This window comes from Neolewinella maritima (genome assembly GCF_923081025.1).
Lineage (GTDB): Bacteria > Bacteroidota > Bacteroidia > Chitinophagales > Saprospiraceae > Neolewinella > Neolewinella maritima.
In genome coordinates, this window is record NZ_CAKLPZ010000001.1 from 457,595 (window position 1) to 474,992 (window position 17,398).

A 17,398-nucleotide genomic window follows, 5' to 3' on the forward strand; every position below is an offset into this window, starting at 1 on the left:
AAGTGGGCTGAATATGCAATTCTAATGTCAGGGATTGTGCTGTTGAAAATGTCTAGCTTCTGGATAAGAGTCTACTATCGTTGGTGCATATGTATCACCCAAATCGTTGGCTTAGCTTCGGGTACAGTGTGGGTAGTTCGTCCTCGTCCCAGTGACCCCACCCTTTAAAGCGTGACCACTGATAACTAGAAAATCTGGCCAATCTAGCTGCTTTTAACTACACCGGAGCAGCATGAAAAAATCAACATCTGCCGAGGGCCCGATGCCCATCGGGAATCCAATAATCACTTAGCACGCTGATGGACTACCAAGGCAGTAGGTCACGGCACGAGCCGCCTCACAGCCGGGCAGGGGCAATATGTCCTAAAGTTACATTCTAAGCTATCTCAACGTAAGAGTAGCTGTCAAGCAGCCGTGGTCAAGGCTCCAGTATGGTTAGGAACAGCTTAGCTTTAAAGAGGTGGCGCAGTGTTGTGCGCATTCATAGTGACAGATCCTGCAGGCTTGAGTCTGGACGCGGCATTATAAATTCAATGTTATATTTTTTCATAGCATTCTGCATAGCATGTGAATCTAGTTTGGAACACACAATTACTTTACAATCGTCAAAGGTTGAGCTACGTAGGGTAGTCAAACTATCCGCGTCAATTGCAAAAGGTCTAAATAAATGGGGATACTTCAGTTCACCACTTATTTCAACTGACGTTTCGTTGAATTGGTCTTTTAGTTTAATACTTCTATGATTAGTATATAACAAAGCATTTCTCATTCTGTACACGACCTTTGGGCATATAGCTTGTTCCAATGGGTAAAATAATCCAGTTTGGTCACAAAATTTAGCTAGTTCATTTTGTAATCTTGTGGTCTCTGCGTCATCAACCTGCATTCCAATAAGCGCCGTATCTATTTCAGCAAAAGTTTTTAACGTGCTATTGTCTAGTATGTATTTCCATGTGACCGTTTCACAGCTATCGATGATGTATTCTTCGGTGGGATATGATTGGTCGAATTTTCCACCTGCAAATCTATTGTGTTTTACATTGTTGAGATCATACGGCTTTGTAGGTTTATAAAATGAATTTAGAATGACGTATACTGATTTAAACTCTCGATAATATTCTATTAGGGGAGTTTTCCAGGCCGTCATGCCTGCGAAATCGACGGAGTATTTAAATACGTTACCCTCCTTTTCCTCATAAGTGATATAGTGATAATATTCGGTCGTAAAAACTCTAATAGCCTCTTTCAGAGTAACTAGTGGTAGTTCGTTCGAGTAAATCGTTACATATCGTGTGCGATCTGAGTCGTCCCTGAAGATCTCCAGTATTTCTTCTTCACCGCTCTTAATGACTACGCCGACTCCATCTCTGCTCGACACGTCACTTTGAATTTCGATAGTACATCTGGTTCTGTTAACTAGTGCTATCAGCCAGAATATAGCTCCCCCTTTTAAGCAGTCTGATGTACTCAGCACGAACTCATCAAAGGGAATTTCCTTCCGGAGAACGGCGGCATCGAAAAGGATTGTATCCCCCCTCCTTTTGACGTTTGCTGACTTCAAAGTAGACAAATATTTTCTAGGTTTATTCTGTATGAATGGCAAGAGGTAAGGTTGCAAAGAGTGCTGCTATTTACGTAACTGCTTTTCGTTGGGCTTTCCTTCTGTAGGCTTTCCATTTAGCGCGACCAGTTTTTGGTAGAAAGTGACTTAACTTGAAGCAAATGCCCAGTTTTCGCGTAACCAATCGGGCAGTTTGTCCAGGAGCCGCTCGGCATCCGCTTTGCCCCGCCCACCAATGTGAAAGGCTAACACTTGCTTGATCGCCGGATAGTAGATCACCCAGATCCACCACTTATTTTGTTTCCGCTCCACAAAGACCACATCTCATCTAGTTCTAATTCAACACCTCGCAACTCTTCCTCCGTCAAGTTGTCGAGTAACTCATAGTTCACTCCGAGGTCGGCCGGTGTCTGCTCCCAGATCGAGGCGGCGAAGTTCATCAACCAGGTCATGCTCACCTGCATCGCCCGGCAGATGGCGCGTAAACTGATGCGTTCGCGCAGTAGCTGTTCGATGTATGTCCGGGTCCGCTCATCAATCCAGTGATCGTTGCGGGAGACGAACTGCCGCTGACAGTCCTTGCGTCGGTAGCGCTGTTTGCGGTGGTGAGTGTGGCCGTACATGATTATCTTTCCCCTTATGTAGTCTGGGCAGGTGAGCATCCTTTTGCGTTTCGTCACCTTTGAGATAGTGACCTCGCTCAGGCTGCCGTTTTGTAGCCGTTAGACCATTACTTCTGATACACCGCCCCTATTTTAAGGTATCAAAACGCCGCTTAAATTTCGACTAACTAAACGGGTCGCGTGGTTTGAGAGATCCGAGGCATAATACACAGCACCTGCGCCCCGCCGCCAGAATTTGTTAGCTTAAGTACTTCATGAAGCTTGCTTTTTCTGAACAGAAATCATCTGCTATGCCGCTATACATGGATATCCACGTGATGGACACCGAGGAGCTACTCGCCGATGACGTAGCGAAGGCACACATTGAGGATTTGAAGGTCGAGGAGCGGCACGACGTGCAGCAGCTCAAGTACTGGGTGGATACCACGAATAAGAAAGTGTTCTGCCTGATGCGCGGGCCGAATAAGGCGGCCTGCCACGCCGTGCACCGGGAGTCGCACGGGATGACCGCCTGCAACATCGTGGAGCTCAGTGAAGACGAGTCGAGGTTTCTGCTGCTGGGCAGCAGTAAGAACGACCTGGCCTACGCCGAATCCGGCGCCCTGGACCCCGGTTACCGGACCCTGCTGCGGCTGGACGTGATTGGTGCGGCGGGCGAGGGGCAGCGGATCGGCCGGGAGGTGCACGAGCTGATCCGGCGGGAGGAGGGTCACGTCATTCCGCTGCCCGGTGCGGAGATCCTGGCGTACTTCTCCGCGGCCGACCGCGCCCTGGATTGTGGGCGGGCACTAGTTGGGCTGCTCGCAGGGGCAGGCCCATCGCTGGAATTTACTCTGGGTATCCTCACGGACCAAATCCTCGATCCGGAGAGTACCCACCTATTTGACGAGGCCAAGCAGCGGCTACGGGACCTGGCGCGTATCGGGTTGGCCAACTACGTCCTCGTGGACGGGACTACCCTCGCCATGGCCGAAGCATCCGACGCTCGCCTGGAGCACATAGCGGTCGGACTGACGGTACTCGCGCCGGAACAGCTGACCTTTTTGAAGCGCGCGCTCTCGGCCGTGGAGGAGGAGATAGGTAGCGTCGAATTCAGCGTCGCCCGGCTGGCCTCCCGATTGGGGATCAGCAAGGCAACGACCTACCGGACCCTGACCCGCTTGCTGGACCTTTCGCCCCGAGAATTTATCCAACGGATACGCCTGCACCGGAGCCTGGAGCTGTTGCGGGCCGGAGGAGCCACGGTAGCGGAAGTGGCCTACGCGGTGGGCTTCAGTAGTCCGTCCTACTTCACACGGGCGTTCAAGGCACGCTTCGGTATGCTGCCCAGCGATTGGCAGCAGGGGCGCGGGTGAACCGTGGGTGGCAGGAATTGATCGATCCGTGAAAGCGGCGGGGCGTGGGGGGGACTAGCTTTAGCGGGCAACCGAAAGCATACCTACACACACTCACCCAACACACACCCATGTCTACCGCCACACTATCCGGTTCTTCACTTGATTCTCTCGCCGAACGCCTCCGCGGCACCATCGTCACCCCCGAGCACGACCACTACCACGACACCCGCAAGGTGTACAACGGGATGATCGACAAACGCCCCGCCTTCTTCGTCATGTGCACGGACGTAGCCGACGTCATCGCGGCGGTCAACTATGGCCGGGAGCAGGGCATCTCCATAGCCGTGAGGGGCGGCGGCCACAACGGCGGCGGGCTGGGCCTCTGCGACGACGGCATGGTGATCGACCTGTCGGGCATCAAGTTCGTCCGCGTCGACCCCTCCGACAACACCGTACGGGTGGGCGGCGGCAACCTCTGGGGGGAAGTCGACCACGCTACCCATCCCTTCGGGCTGGCGGTGCCGGCGGGCATCATCTCGTCCACCGGCGTTGGCGGACTGACCCTGGGCGGTGGGGTAGGGCACCTCTCGCGGAAGTACGGCCTGACGATCGACAACCTGCTGGAGGCGGACATGGTGCTGGCCGACGGATCCTGCGTCACGGTGGACGCCGAGCGGCACGCGGACCTCTTCTGGGCGATCCGCGGCGGCGGTGGCAACTTCGGGATCGTGACCAGCTTCAAGTTTCAGGCGCACTACCAGCCCACGGTGATCGCGGGCCCGACCTTCTGGCCCATTGAACGCACCGAGGAGATCATGGCCTGGTACGACGATTCCATCCACGCCGCGCCGGACGACCTGAACGGCTTCGTGGCCACCATGGTGGTACCGGGACCGCCCTTCCCCGCCGAGCTACATGGGAAGCCGGTGTGCGGCATCGTCTGGTGCTACACCGGTGCGGAAGCCGACTTTGAAGAACTGTTTGCGCCGGTGCGGGGCCTGGAACCCATCTTCGAGCACGTCGGTGAGATGCCGTATCCCGCGGTACAGTGCCTCTTCGATCCCATGCTGCCCCACGGACTGCAGTGGTACTGGCGCGGCGACTTCTTCAACGAAATCACCGAGGGGGCACGCCGGGAGCACCGGACCTTCGGCTGCAAAATCCCCACGGCCCTGTCGCAGATGCACTTGTACCCCATCAGCGGCGCGGCCGGGCGGGTATCCCCCGATGCCACGGCCTGGGCCTACCGGGACGCCCGCTACGCTGGCGTGGTGGTGGGCATCGATCCCGACCCCGGCAATGCCGGCACCATCACCGACTGGTGCAAGGACTACTGGAATGCGCTGCACCCCCACTCCAGCGGCGGTGCCTACTCCAACTTCATGATGGACGAGGGGCAGGAGCGCATCCGCGCCAGCTACCGCCACAACTATGACCGCCTGGTAACCGTCAAGCGGAAGTACGACCCGGAGAACCTGTTCCGGGTGAATCAGAACATCCGGCCCTAAGGGGGTGGGGGGGAGCGGTGGGAAGCGCCAGCGAGCGCACCGGATGAACCTCCCGCGATGAAGCATGACTGGTACAATAGATTTTTAATGGGCCAGCGTATTGTAGCCTTCCCCAAAAACTGGACAACTCATAATCCACTAAATTCGAGTTGTTATGAAGAAATCAACGTTTTCGGAAAGCCAGATTGTTAAGGCCCTCAGGGAGGTCACACGGTGGACGAGGTCGCGCGCGAACAGCACGTGACATCTTCCACCGTGCTGTATTATAGAAGTCATTCTCAAAGGCGACGCCAAAGCCTAGATACTCCGTGTGAAAGGCCTTGCTTTCCGCTAGCTTCTCGGTGATAATTCCTGCGTTGAGTTTCATGCATGGGATCTTTGTGTGGTTGGGAGGGCTATGAAGTTATTGGGTGTGGGCTGAATATGCAATTCTAATGTCGAGGATTGTGCTGTTGAAAATGTCTAGCTTTTGGCTAAGAGCCTATACTGTTGGTGTATATACATCACCCAAATCGTTGGCTCAGCTTCGGGTACAGTGTGGGTAGTTCGTCCTCGTCCCAGTGACCCCACCCTTTAAAGCGTGACCACTGATAACTAGAAAATCTGGCCAATCTAGCTGCTTTTAACTACACCGGAGCAGCATGAAAAAATCAACATCTGCCGAGGTCCCGATGCCTATCGGCAATCCAATAATCGCTCAGCACGCTGATGGATTAGCAAGGCAGTAGGTCACGGCACGAGCCGCCTCACGGCCGGACGGGGACACTATGCTTTAAAGATACGGAATGGACGACGCGACCGGAAAACAGCGCTAATCCGAGGCGGAGCCGGCAGCTCACATACCCCAAATTCCCTTAGCTTAATGGAGTTGGGCGCAGTGTTGGGCGAATCCTTCTAAAGATGATTTAGTAAGTACGATAAAACTTTATGCAAAACCGTTGGCTTTAAGCAAAAAGTCATTCAATATTCCTACGCAGTCATAATGTTTTGTAGATATACCTGAGGATAGTTGATAAATATTTATGTATCAATTCAAGTATACTTCCCTAGTCAAGCATGCGATATCCGTACGCGGAGGGATTAACATAGAGCTGGCGAAACTCTGTTCCATTATAAACATTCTGAACTACAGTCCAACCTTTGATCTCATCACCTTGGAAGGTAATTTTGTGCTCCAATCTCAGTTCAATCGTGTCGCAATAGACTCTGTAAAATATATGATCGATTCCACGGAATTTTTGCCCGACGTTGAAGCATTCAATATTTTGAGGGACATTCCGTGCTACGCAGAACGTACTGTGATTACCTGTGAGTCCCCAAGTTTTAATTCCGATTAAAAGACTATCACCATGGCTATTTTTGAACTTGGCATAATCATACTGAATGTAAGATGTGGAATCGGGCCTAGAACACGATGAGAATGCTGTGGACGCTATTAACACACAACTTGTTAAGAACCTGTTTTTTAGGAACATATCAAAGATTGATTGATGGTATTGCCTAGATTATGACTGATACCAATGGCCGATAGAATTTTACCAGTTTATCAATTGTCAAATTCTCTGAAGTTTATATAATTTAATAAACTTACAAGATGATATCGAGTGTGAGTATTGAAAATTAGTTCGAAATACCATAATGCATCATCTGCACTATTGTTTTGATTCCTCCATTTCACCTCCAATAAATCATTAATAATTTCTGAGATGTCCTCTATCGCATCACCAGTTAGAATAATTGGTTTTTCATTGACCGGTACATTGCTTGATACAGTATGATAAAAACTATAGTCTTGAAAGTTTGAACGAACATTCTCAGTAATTCTAGGATAATGGTCATTCCTCTTGAAACCATCGTATTCAAATTGATCAAATTGATAATTGATTTCAAAGAATTTTGAATAGAGCTTTACAAGGTTTAATTCTAAGTCTTTATCCTTACCATCAATCTCAATTTGACCGTCCAGTCCATATTTAATTATTTCATCAATTATGTTTTCTAAATATTCCATGCCTCAAAAACAGAATTCATTAAGGATGAGTAAACCTGTTAATAGAACATCATTTCGGATATAATATTTTCTTGGTCTGGAAGAACCTTCACACACAATTTTGACAGTGAGTAACACTTGGATAGTCATTGTTTCTTGCAGAAGGGAATTCTATTGGGGACCGCCTCTAATGGCGGTCTGTTGTGTACCAAATACCTAGGTTACAGAAGTCAACCTACGTGGGTAACACTTTCTAAAATTACGATTATTATCCTTGTTTTCCTTTCCTGTGCCCGGGGCCTAGCTTCCTGAGGGCTGTAGGCCGGAAGGAAGCCAGGCCCCGGGCGCCGCGTTTTTAGTCCTTGCGGCTACGTGCCACCCGGTCCCGACTCCGCTGCGGAAAGTCACGATCCGACATCAAACGGTAGTAGCGACCACTTTCGATCTGCTCGCCTAGTTCAAGGAAGCCCAAGCATACCTGGCGGTAGTAGACTTCGTAAACCAACTCGCTGATCTGCTTGATGCCGACCCATTTATCCCGCAGCCCCCGGCTCACCATGATCCACTCATCGTGGCCCCAGCGCACTGCTCCCCCCTTCAGTACCCTACGGACCGACACGGTCTCATCGTACTCCGGCGGCTTCACTCGCTCGCAGTACGCAACCGCTGAGGCAGAGTAGACTTCCGAGGGGTAGCGTCGGTCCAGGCTGTAGTGCGGCCGCCGGTGGTTGTAAAAGTCGACGAACCCGGGCATTGACAGCAATCACCAGCTTCAAATGCCCCCGCCCCGGTTGACGTTGGGCGCGGTGTTCGGCGAAATTTTTATATCTACCAAATACAATCTTTTATTTGCGAAATCATTACTTACTCTTTTTATCGATGTCTTTCATTCCTGTAGCCTTCTTACGTATTGCGTTTTGATCTGTTTTATTCAGAACAGCCTCTTTCGTTTGCTCATAGAAAATTTTTCCATTCCATCTGTATTCTGCGCCTCTTAATAAAGTACCTTTTAATGATAAACAACCAAATTACCCCAAATCCTATAGCTGAAATTTGCTTAAATTCTATGCTTCGATGAAATACTATTGTGATTACAGTAATATACGTTATGATAGTTGCATACATAATTAGGTGCCAAATCAAGTCACCCAGGCCCCAACCAAAGGACACGTGTTTATAATACTTACTTAGCAAGCATATAATAGCGCCAAAGAGTACAATTAAAATATTTAATAGTGTCCACCCCATACCAAATTATAATGTATATGTTACTGCGTGTAAACATTGTATTCTTGATTTTCCTTTCATCATATTGTTACTATTATAAGTGCGATTCCAATTCGAGCTAAAATATCCGAGAAAATTTGCTTATGACGCTTTGAAATAGGCTTAAAGCAAAAATTACAATAGGCAAGATAATACCTATAATGAATCTTCTTTGCCTCGTGGTCAAATATTTGTAGAGAGATATCATCAGCAAGCCTAAACAACTAACAAGGATCAGAATAACAGATATGGTTTTAATCTTATGTGCCTCTCGAACTGTAAGGTAGTCATTGGTAGAATTAAACTGTAAATCAGAAAGGCTGTACCAATTATTTAATACATCTTGTTCGATAAACAGCTTATACAATATTAGAATAGTTACTATTACTAAAAACGTCACATAGGTTTTCATAACTCTAGTATCGAAATGATTCTGTAGAATAGCTTGAATGATAGAACCATATCAAAAGACGGTTTAGTGCCTGCTCCTGTAGGAATTGAATGCAGCAATCAACAATTCAATTCAAGAAGTAAATCTATAGCAGCTTGAGCGCCATTTTGAATTGTGCCTTTTTTAGTATTATCGGCTTGAATGCCGGTCGTTTCGCCGAACAAGCGGACTAACGCATTGCGTGTAGCCCCCCAATCTACGTCAACATCTTGACGTGAATACACCACTTGACGTTGTTCCCCACTTGACGTGAATACACCACCCGTATGTTGTATTCACGCAATAGAACCGCCTCAATCGATGCGTCACGGCTCCGCCCCCCATGCGTCGAAACACCAGCCCTGTACCATACCCCAGTTGTCTCCACGTAGCACCGCTAAAAATAAAACACCCAACCCACCTCACCCATACAACGCCCGCGCCAACACCTCCGGAAACGCCCCCGGCGTACTCGCAAACGGCTTCAACCCCAACTCCGTCAGTAGCGCAGCTACATCGTGGTCGTAGGCCGGAGCCCCCTGGTCATTCAAGGCCAGCACGGGGAGGAAAGTGAGGCCGGTATTCACCAGACGGCGTACGCTGTGCAGCATATTGGGTACCGAGCCGCCTTCGAACAGATCACTCAGCAGCACCAGGACGGTATCGCGGGGAGCTACGTTGAGCTGCTCGGCGTACTTGAGGGCGCGACCGATATCGGTGCCGCCGCCGAGTTGGAGGGCGAATAGTAGCTCGATGGGGTCGGGCAACTGGGCGGTGAGGTCGACGACGCTGGTGTCGAAGGCGACGATGTGGGTCTTCACGCTGGGTAGACTAGCCAGCACGCAGGATAGTACCCCGGCATACACCACCGAAGTGGCCATGGAGCCGCTCTGGTCGATGAGCAGAATGATGTGTTTGAGGCTGGCCTTGCTGCGCTTTTGTCCGCGTAGGCTCACCGGCAACACCGTCCGGTACTGCGGCTGGTAGTGCTTCATGTTGACGCGGATGGTCTGGTCCCAGTCGATGTCGCTGGGGCGCGGACGCCGGGTGCGCGACTGACTCCGCCGCCGCCCCGCAAAGGCCTGCTGCAGGGGGTGCCGCAGCTGCCGCTCGATCTCCTCTACTACGCGGCGCACGACCGTCCGGGCGGTTTCCCGACTGCGCTCGGGCAGTACGTTCTTCAGCGTCAGCAGGGTGCCGATCAGGTTGACGTCGGGGGTGATGGTCTCGAGGAGTTCCGGTTCCAGGAGCATCTGCTGCAGGCCCAGTCGTTCGAGGGCGTCGCGCTGCAGGAGCTGTACGGTGTCGGTAGGGAAGTACTTGCGGATATCGCCGAGCCAGCGGTTGACGTTCGGACTGGAGGCCCCCAGCCCGCCCTTGCGCTCGTCAGAGCCGTAGAGCGCTTCCAGGGTAGCGTCCATGCCGGCGGCGCGGGCGGGGAGCTCGGGACCACCGTCCGCACCCTGTGCGTCCTGCCCGAGGATGAGCCGCCACTTGCGCTGGTATTCGTCGTAGTCGCTCATCAGGATCCGGCTGCGGCAGTGAGGATGCGGGAGACGAGCCCGTCGAAGTCCGTGACCTTGTCCTCCCCGTGCCCCAGGCGGGCGATCACCATATTCCGACTAGGGACGATGAACACCCGCTGGTCCTGAAAGCCCCGCATCATGTAGGCGTCTGCGGGTAGGGCGGGTATATCCGGTCCGGGGAGCCAGAGGTGGCCGCCGTACACGCCCTCGCTGCCCGCGGCGGGCTCGCGCATGAAGTCGACCCAGCCGGCCGGCAGGAGGGTGTCGCCGTCCCATACGCCGTCCTGCAGCATCAGCTGACCGAGCCGCGCCCAGTCGCGGGCCGTGGCCCAACCGTAGCTGCTGCCTACGGGCCGACCGCTCTGGTCGGGTTCGATGAGCAGGGAGGGGGCCACCTTGCCGAAAACGGAGTCGATCAGGCCATAGAGCGCGTCGTTGCCGCCCACCTCCCGGCGCAGGTACTCCATCAGGATGTTGGAGGTGCCACTGGAGTAGGCCCAGTAGGTGCCGGGTAGTTCGGTGAGCTGACTGCGTAGGGCGAAGTCGGCAAAGTCGGGCCGCTCGTGCAGCATGACGGTGGCATCAGTGAGGGTGCCGTAGCCCTCGTTCCAGGCCAGGCCGGAGTTCATGTGCAGCAGGTCGGCCAGACTGATCTCCCGCCGCTTATCCGTCCACAGCTCCGGGAACAGCCCCCGTCGTCCGCCGACGGTTGCGAAGCTTCCTTTGTCGGCCGACGGGGTGGGGGTTAGGGTGCCGACGAGGAGGCCGGTCAGGGTCTTCGTCATCGACCAGCCGAGCAGGGGAGTGTTCGCCGTATATCCCTCCGCGTAGCGCTCGGCTACCAGCTTGCCATCCTGCAGAATGACTATGCCGCGGGCGCTGCCGCCGGGGACGGGCTGCATGCCGTAGTCAAGGGCAGCTTCGAGTTCGGAAGAGTACCGTTGATCTGCGACGTCGACCGTACTGTCCCTGCCGGTAAGAAAAAAAGCTTCCGGTTCGGCGGCAAAATAGCTTGCACCTGCGGACCCGCCCCACAAGAGTGCCGTGTCCAGAGGCGCACGGTATGAGCCTGTAGGCAGCGGCATAACTAGCGGCGGATAGGCCGTCCAGCTTGCATCCAGCCAGGGAGTAGGATAGTCCTCGTCAGTGATCAGGGTACAACCGATGCCCCGTCGGTAAACCGCTCGTCGCTCGATTATGCCGAATAGCGAACTCGTCACCTGCTTGGGTAGGAATAACCCAAATGCCTGTGGGGATATCTGTGGAAGTTCTTCGAGCAGTTCCTCAGGTATAAGGTTGCTATCCACCGTTAGTCCGTACCAGCCCAGCACGCTAAAATTCAGGTCATTGCTGCTGATCTCGTCCAGCGCCCGGCCCTGCAGGAAGTGGCAGCTGCAGGCGTGTTTGGCTGCGTAGCCCCCGCCGATACTTAGTATGGGCCGCAGCCAGAGGAAGGCCGAAAACAGCAGGATGGCGAGCAGACTAAGGCCTGCGAGCCAGCGCGTGGTGGGGGAGGTGGGCATGGGCCAAAGATAAGCTTCTACCTTAGCCGCATGGAAGTGCGCACCCTCGGCATCCGCCACCACGGCCCCGGCTCCGCCCGCCGGCTGCGCGCCGTACTGGAACGCTGGCAACCCGACCTGATCCTGCTCGAAGCGCCGGCCGACAGTCAGCCCGCCCTGCGCCAACTTACCCTGCCCGGTATGCACCCGCCGCTGGCCCTGGTGCTGTACGACAGCAAGGACATCGAGCGCGCCAGTTTCTACCCCTTCGCGCGCTTCAGTCCGGAGTATCAGGCCATGGACTGGGCCCGCCAGCACAGCGTGGAGGTGCGCCCCATCGACCTGCCCGCCCGCCACTACCTGGCCTACCGCGAGGAGGAGCAGTTTATCCTCTTCCCCAGGGAGGAGCTCGACGTACCCTCCGTCATCCCGGGCAAGAGCAAGAAGGAGCTGACGCTGCAGCTGCGCCGCGATCCCCTCTCCGTCGTCGCCCAACTGGCCGGCTACCCCGATAGCGAAAGCTGGTGGGATGCTACCCTGGAACGGGGCGGGGCCGCAGGTGCGGAGGAAACCTTCGCCGCCATCCTACAGATCGTCACCGACCTGCGCGAAACCTTCCCCGAAGCCTCCGATACCGAGAACGAACAGCGCGAAGCCTACATGCGCCAGGAGATCCGCAAGGCCCTCAAAGAACCCGTCGAGCGGGTCGCCATCGTGGTGGGGGCCTGGCACGGACCGGCCGTGCACGATACCCTGCTGCGCAAGGCGAGTACCGACAAGGCCGTGCTGCGCGGACTGCCGCGGGTGAAGATCAGTCAGGCCTGGGTGCCCTGGTCCTTTCCGCGGCTGGCGCGGGGGGCGGGCTACGGGGCGGGTGTGACCTCGCCGGCCTGGTACGCTACGCTGTTCGACCACCCGGGCAACGCCGTGGAGCGCTGGATGTCCGCCGCCGGTATCCTGCTGCGGGAAGAGGGTTTTGACGCCAGTCCGGCCATGGCCACCGAGGGGGTAGGGCTGGCCACCACCCTGGCTACCCTGCGCGGCCACGAGCGGCCCGGCATCGAAGAGCTGGAGCAGGCCGTACTGAGCACCCTGGCCGCCGGCGTACGCGAGCGCCTCGCGCTGATCCACGACCGGCTGACGGTAGGGGGCACGGTCGGCTTCGTACCGCCCGACGTGACTACGGTGCCGCTCCTGGAAGACCTGCGTGCCGAGGTCAAGTCCACCCGCATGAGCAAGCTCTGGGAGACGGCCGGCCAGCACTACCTGAAGGCCACGAAGTCCGACCCCCGCGGCGGCATCGACCTGCGACAGCCCAACGACCTGCGCAAGAGTCACCTCCTGCACCGCCTTAACCTGCTGGACATCAAGTGGGGTAGGCTACAGCCCGGCGGACCGGACAGCCTCAGCAGCTTCCGCGAGGTGTGGCTACTGGAGTGGCAGCCGGAGTTCAGTTTGCTCACCATCGAGCGGGGCAGCTACGGCAACACCGTGGCCACGGCCGCCGGCGCCTACGCCCGCGAGCAGGCCGCCGGGCTGCGGCTGGTCAAGGACCTGGCCGAGCTCACCCTACACTGTCTGCGCGCCGCCCTGCCCGGTGTGGTGCCCCGCATGATGCAGCTGCTGCGCGAACGGGCCGCCGAGACCACCGACGTAGCCGCCCTGCTGGCCGCCCTGCCCGCCCTGGTACAGACCAGCCGCTACGGAGACAGCCGCAAGACCGACACCACCGCCCTGCTGCTGGTGATCGACGAACTGCTGCCGCGGTTGACGGCCGGTCTGCCCGCCGCCGCCACTAACCTGGACGAGGAGCAGGGCGAAGCCATGGTCGAGCTGCTCGCCGCCGCCAACTACAACCTGGCCCAGCTCGGCAATCCTGAGCTAGACGATCTCTGGCTCGACGGACTGCTGCGCACTGCCGACGCCGGTGGCGTCTACCCCGGTGTGGAGGGCCACTGCCTGCGCCTGCTGTACGACCGCGACCGCATCGACGGTCCCGCCGCCGCCACCCGCTTCAGCCGGGCCCTGAGCCGGGCGCGCGGCGCGCGGGCCGTAGCGGCCTGGATCGGGGGATTTCTGCACGGTAGTGGTCAGTTGCTGCTGCACTACCCCCCGCTGTTCGACCTGGTCGACGGCTGGATCGCCGCACTGGAGTGGGAGGACTTCGAAGAGGTAGTCGCGCAACTACGGCGCACATTCTCCGGCTTTTCCCGCTACGACCGGCAGCAACTTATGGGACGCATTCGGGTGGGGGAAGGGGAGGCCCCCGCCGAAAGGGAAGAGCCGGTAGCAGTACAGCAGCCCGCCGACCCCCTACTGGCGCAGCTCCTGCAGTGGATTGCCTGAGCTTGTCTTTGCTTACATAGTGGCTATGTTTTGAACCGCTGAGAGCGCGGAGAAACGCAGAGAGCGGGCAGAGCGATGAAACTATAATCTGTAACGATCGTTACAGATTGCATTAACCACCCGCCGTAGTTTCTCATCCACTGCAATCAGTGAGCGGGGCTACGCGCAAAAAATCGCATACATGCCTAATTTATCAGGAAAAGTAGCCGTCGTCACCGGCGGCAACTCGGGGATCGGCTACGCCACCGCCGAGCGTTTTAAAAAGGACGGAGCTACCGTCATCATTACCGGCCGCTCGCAGGACCGCGTGCAGGAAGCCGCCGGCAAGCTCGGTGTGACCGGACTGGTAGCCGACGTCACCTCCGTAGCCGCCATCGGTGCGCTGGCCGATCAGATCCGGCAGCAGTTTGCCGGCGTAGACATTCTATTCATCAACGCCGGCGTATTCGAGCCCGCTCCCGTGGGCAGTATTTCCGAGGAAATGTTCGACCGGCAGATGGGTATCAACTTCAAGGGGGCACTGTTTACCCTGGAGAAGTTCATTCCCATTCTGAACCAGGGCGCTTCGGTCATTAACCTCAGTAGCATCAACGCCCATACCGGCATGTCCAATACGGCCGTCTACGCCGCCTCCAAGGCCGCGATGAACAGCTACACCCGCACGGCGGCTACCGAGCTGTCGGGTCGTGGCATTCGCGTCAATGCCATCAATCCCGGTCCCATCAACACGCCCATTTTCGGTAAGACCGGCATGCCCGAGGAGCAGCTCAACGGCTTTGCCGGTGCGATGCAGGAGGCCGTGCCCATGAAGCGCTTCGGTAAACCCGAGGAAGTAGCTAACGTAGCCGCCTTCCTGGCCAGCGATGAAGCCTCCTACGTCACGGGCAGTGAGTACACCGTAGACGGCGGCGCGATCCTGAATGCACTGGTGGGCTAACTACCGCAGCGACCACCGCCACCCCACGAACCACCGCCGCCCTTGGTTGGAGGCGTACACGTAGGTAGGGTCGAAGGTCAGGGCCTGGGGATTATCCGGCGTGGCGAGTACGCTGCCGTCCGCCCCAAACTCCACCCCCCGGTCGAAGGGGTCGAAGGACCGCGCGATGCTGTTGGCCGGCGGCGTGTAGTCGAGCAGGTTCTTGACCCCGCCGTACACCTCCATGCCGTTGGCGAAGGTCTTGGTGAGCTGCAGGTTCTGGGTGGAAAACCAGGGGGACTGTCCGGGCCGCTCGTCCAGCGCGCCGAGCAGCGGCAGGTCCATAGGGCCGTACACATTGCCCGTATAGTCGATGCGCAGCAGGGCGGACTTGATCGGTACCCCCAACTGCCAAACCCCCGAGAAGGTCTCCGTGAGCAACTGCCGCTCGCGGAGGCCTTCTTCGTTGGTGTATACGTCCTGCAGGGTCACGCCTACGTTCAGACTACTGCCGCCCTTAAGGCTCACATCCCCGCTCAGACTGGCGCCCCGCGATACGGCCGAGCCCCGCAGGTTGGCGTAGATGATGGCCGTGGGGTCGGTGGTGTAGTCGGGTAGGATGCGGTTGCCGAAGCGGGTGTACCATAGCGAGCCGTCCAGGCCCACCACCGTACCGCCGCGGCTGAAGAACTTGCGTACGTAGTTGACATTGGTATTCCAGCTGGTCTCGGGTAGCAGCTCGTCGGCGAAGCGCACCTCCCGCGCCCCGGTGAGGGCGGCGTGGTCTTCGGTAAATACATTGGCCACCCGGTAGCCGTTGCCGATACTGAGGCGAATGATGTCCAGCCCGCTGGCCGAGTTCCATTTATAGTTTAGGCGTGGCGTCAGGATGCTGCCGTGCAGGCTGTTGTAGTCGTAGCGCAGGCCTAGTAGGAGTATATTATTGGTGTTCAGGCGCAGCTCGTCCTGTACGAAGGCACCGGGTAGCCGGATGCGGGATACCTCCGTGGTGGCCGGGGTATTGTCGTCGTACCAGGTGTAGCGGTAGGAGGCCCCCAGGAGCAGGTCGTGTGCCCCCACTTGCTTGTTCCAGGTGAGCTGACCGAAGCCGACGTACTGGGTCGCGTCGTACACCGTCTGCCCGTACACCGAGTTCTGGTAGTGTCCATTGGTGCTGAACTGGAACATCACCCGTCCGGGCACCGGCAACTGGTAGGTGCCGAAGGTTTCCCAACGGTTGGTGTAGATGCTCTCGCCGTAGACCTGGTCGCCGCCGCGATCGCCGCGGTCCCAGTCCAGCTGTCCCCCGAAGCGGTCTTCGTACACGTAGCGACCGGCCAGGGTGAATATGCGGTCGGCGGCCCGGCGGAAGGACCATTTGTTGAATACCGACAGCCGGTCCTGCAGCGTCACGTCCGTGAAGCCGTCCCCGTTGTTGTCCTGCGGTTGCTGGTAGTTGAAGTAGTTGAGGCCCAGCAGCGACTGCGCTTTGCCCACTTTGAGTTTCAAGCCGAGATCGGTATTCACCTCCCCCCAGCCGGAGACCATTACGTCGGCGGCCACCAGCGGCGCGTCTTCCGGTGCTTTGGTGATCACGTTGATCAGTCCGCCCACCGCTTCGGAGCCGTACAGCGTGGAGGCCGGTCCCTTCACCACCTCCACCCGTTCGATGAGGCTCTGGGGGATGCCCGTGAGTCCATATACCGTCGATAGTCCGCTCACGATCGGCATACCGTCGATGAGCACCATCGTGTACGGTCCCTCCAGTCCGTTGATGTGAATATCGCCCGTATTGCAGACCGCGCAGTTGAGCTGCGGCCGCACGCCGTTGACCGTCTGCAGGCTCTCGAACACACTCGGCGTGGGGTTGGCCCGGAAGTAATTGGCCGTAAATACCTCCACCGGCACCGGACTATTGCTTCTGCTCACGGCCTTCATCGTGCCGGTCACTACTATATCATCGAGGACCGCGGCACCGGCTTCCAGTACTAGGTCGAGCACCGTCGTATCCCCCTCCATCACCAGCAGGGTCTCCGTAGCGGTCTGCTGCCCGAGGGCGGAGATCCGTACCGTCTGCTCACCTGCGGGTAGTTCCAGCACGAAGGTGCCGTCCAGTTCGGCGACCGTGCCGAGTGTGCCGTCCGCCAGTCCGACCGTAGCGAACGACACGGGCTCCCCGTCGCTCACTACGCTGCCCACGACCCATCCGGTCTGCGCATATCCCTGCGCGGAGCACAGCAAAGCGAGAAGTATGAATACGTAGTGCATACGGGCGGGGTCGCGGGTGCGGAGGAAATACGGTACGGTAAAGATACACCCGCCTACGGATAAAAGTTAGATTAGGCTAACTTTATTGTACTGCGGTCCCTGATGCGCTGCACCTGCGTCCCCGC

At 56.5% G+C, this 17,398-nt stretch carries 11 protein-coding genes and 1 pseudogene; 4 read left to right on the forward strand and 8 right to left on the reverse strand.

The window, feature by feature from the left end; genetic code table 11:
• Window positions 1-481: 481 nt before the first annotated feature.
• Together MJQ68_RS01915 and MJQ68_RS01920 are read right to left on the reverse strand one after the other, a co-directional pair.
• Window positions 482-1,603, reverse strand: a complete 1,122-nt coding sequence (locus tag MJQ68_RS01915; RefSeq protein ID WP_238749287.1) for a DUF2711 family protein — start codon at window positions 1,601-1,603, stop codon at window positions 482-484.
• Between the two features lie 233 nt (window positions 1,604-1,836).
• Window positions 1,837-2,184: a hypothetical protein gene (locus tag MJQ68_RS01920; RefSeq protein ID WP_238749288.1), complete on the reverse strand. Its 348-nt coding sequence runs from the start codon at window positions 2,182-2,184 to the stop codon at window positions 1,837-1,839.
• Window positions 2,185-2,474: 290 nt separating this feature from the next.
• On the opposite strand from MJQ68_RS01920, the gene MJQ68_RS01925 reads away from it, so the two are divergent.
• Both MJQ68_RS01925 and MJQ68_RS01930 read left to right on the forward strand, forming a co-directional pair.
• A complete protein-coding gene (locus MJQ68_RS01925; protein ID WP_238749289.1) occupies window positions 2,475-3,539 on the forward strand; it encodes a nickel-binding protein in 1,065 nt (354 codons plus the stop codon).
• A 110-nt stretch (window positions 3,540-3,649) separates the two neighbouring features.
• Entirely contained in the window at window positions 3,650-5,029 is a 1,380-nt protein-coding gene (locus MJQ68_RS01930; RefSeq protein ID WP_238749290.1) for an FAD-binding oxidoreductase, read from the forward strand.
• Between the two features lie 265 nt (window positions 5,030-5,294).
• Here MJQ68_RS01930 and MJQ68_RS17980 read toward each other — a convergent pair.
• The 5 genes and pseudogenes from MJQ68_RS17980 to MJQ68_RS01950 form a co-directional block, all read right to left on the reverse strand.
• A pseudogene (locus tag MJQ68_RS17980) lies at window positions 5,295-5,396 on the reverse strand (VOC family protein); the annotation flags it as partial.
• Window positions 5,397-6,575: 1,179 nt separating this feature from the next.
• Window positions 6,576-7,040 (reverse strand): hypothetical protein, encoded by a 465-nt coding sequence (locus MJQ68_RS01935; protein ID WP_238749291.1) that lies wholly within the window; start codon window positions 7,038-7,040, stop codon window positions 6,576-6,578.
• 334 nt (window positions 7,041-7,374) lie between these two features.
• Window positions 7,375-7,773 carry a hypothetical protein gene (locus MJQ68_RS01940; protein WP_238749292.1) on the reverse strand — a complete coding sequence of 133 codons (399 nt, stop codon included), beginning with the start codon at window positions 7,771-7,773 and terminating at the stop codon, window positions 7,375-7,377.
• Between the two features lie 1,364 nt (window positions 7,774-9,137).
• Entirely contained in the window at window positions 9,138-10,238 is a 1,101-nt protein-coding gene (locus tag MJQ68_RS01945) for a VWA domain-containing protein (RefSeq protein WP_238749293.1), read from the reverse strand.
• A complete protein-coding gene (locus MJQ68_RS01950; protein WP_238749294.1) occupies window positions 10,238-11,764 on the reverse strand; it encodes a serine hydrolase domain-containing protein in 1,527 nt (508 codons plus the stop codon). Before MJQ68_RS01950 ends, MJQ68_RS01945 begins: the two co-directional genes overlap by 1 nt.
• A gap of 30 nt (window positions 11,765-11,794) precedes the next feature.
• Between MJQ68_RS01950 and MJQ68_RS01955 the strand changes: the two genes are divergently transcribed.
• Window positions 11,795-14,089, forward strand: coding sequence for a DUF5682 family protein (locus MJQ68_RS01955; protein WP_238749295.1), 2,295 nt, complete (start codon window positions 11,795-11,797; stop codon window positions 14,087-14,089).
• 181 nt (window positions 14,090-14,270) lie between these two features.
• Window positions 14,271-15,026 (forward strand): SDR family oxidoreductase, encoded by a 756-nt coding sequence (locus MJQ68_RS01960; RefSeq protein WP_238749296.1) that lies wholly within the window; start codon window positions 14,271-14,273, stop codon window positions 15,024-15,026.
• On the opposite strand, the gene MJQ68_RS01965 is transcribed toward MJQ68_RS01960, so the two are convergent.
• Entirely contained in the window at window positions 15,027-17,273 is a 2,247-nt protein-coding gene (locus MJQ68_RS01965; protein WP_238749297.1) for a TonB-dependent receptor, read from the reverse strand.
• Window positions 17,274-17,398 lie beyond the last annotated feature (125 nt).

Coding starts and splice junctions, on each gene's coding strand:
- MJQ68_RS01920 (WP_238749288.1), bottom strand. CDS start 2,184: ATGTACGGCCACACTCACCACCGCAAACAGCGCTACCGACGCAAGGAC.
- MJQ68_RS01925 (WP_238749289.1), top strand. CDS start 2,475: ATGCCGCTATACATGGATATCCACGTGATGGACACCGAGGAGCTACTC.
- MJQ68_RS01930 (WP_238749290.1), top strand. CDS start 3,650: ATGTCTACCGCCACACTATCCGGTTCTTCACTTGATTCTCTCGCCGAA.
- MJQ68_RS01935 (WP_238749291.1), bottom strand. CDS start 7,040: ATGGAATATTTAGAAAACATAATTGATGAAATAATTAAATATGGACTG.
- MJQ68_RS01940 (WP_238749292.1), bottom strand. CDS start 7,773: ATGCCCGGGTTCGTCGACTTTTACAACCACCGGCGGCCGCACTACAGC.
- MJQ68_RS01945 (WP_238749293.1), bottom strand. CDS start 10,238: ATGAGCGACTACGACGAATACCAGCGCAAGTGGCGGCTCATCCTCGGG.
- MJQ68_RS01950 (WP_238749294.1), bottom strand. CDS start 11,764: ATGCCCACCTCCCCCACCACGCGCTGGCTCGCAGGCCTTAGTCTGCTC.
- MJQ68_RS01955 (WP_238749295.1), top strand. CDS start 11,795: ATGGAAGTGCGCACCCTCGGCATCCGCCACCACGGCCCCGGCTCCGCC.
- MJQ68_RS01960 (WP_238749296.1), top strand. CDS start 14,271: ATGCCTAATTTATCAGGAAAAGTAGCCGTCGTCACCGGCGGCAACTCG.
- MJQ68_RS01965 (WP_238749297.1), bottom strand. CDS start 17,273: ATGCACTACGTATTCATACTTCTCGCTTTGCTGTGCTCCGCGCAGGGA.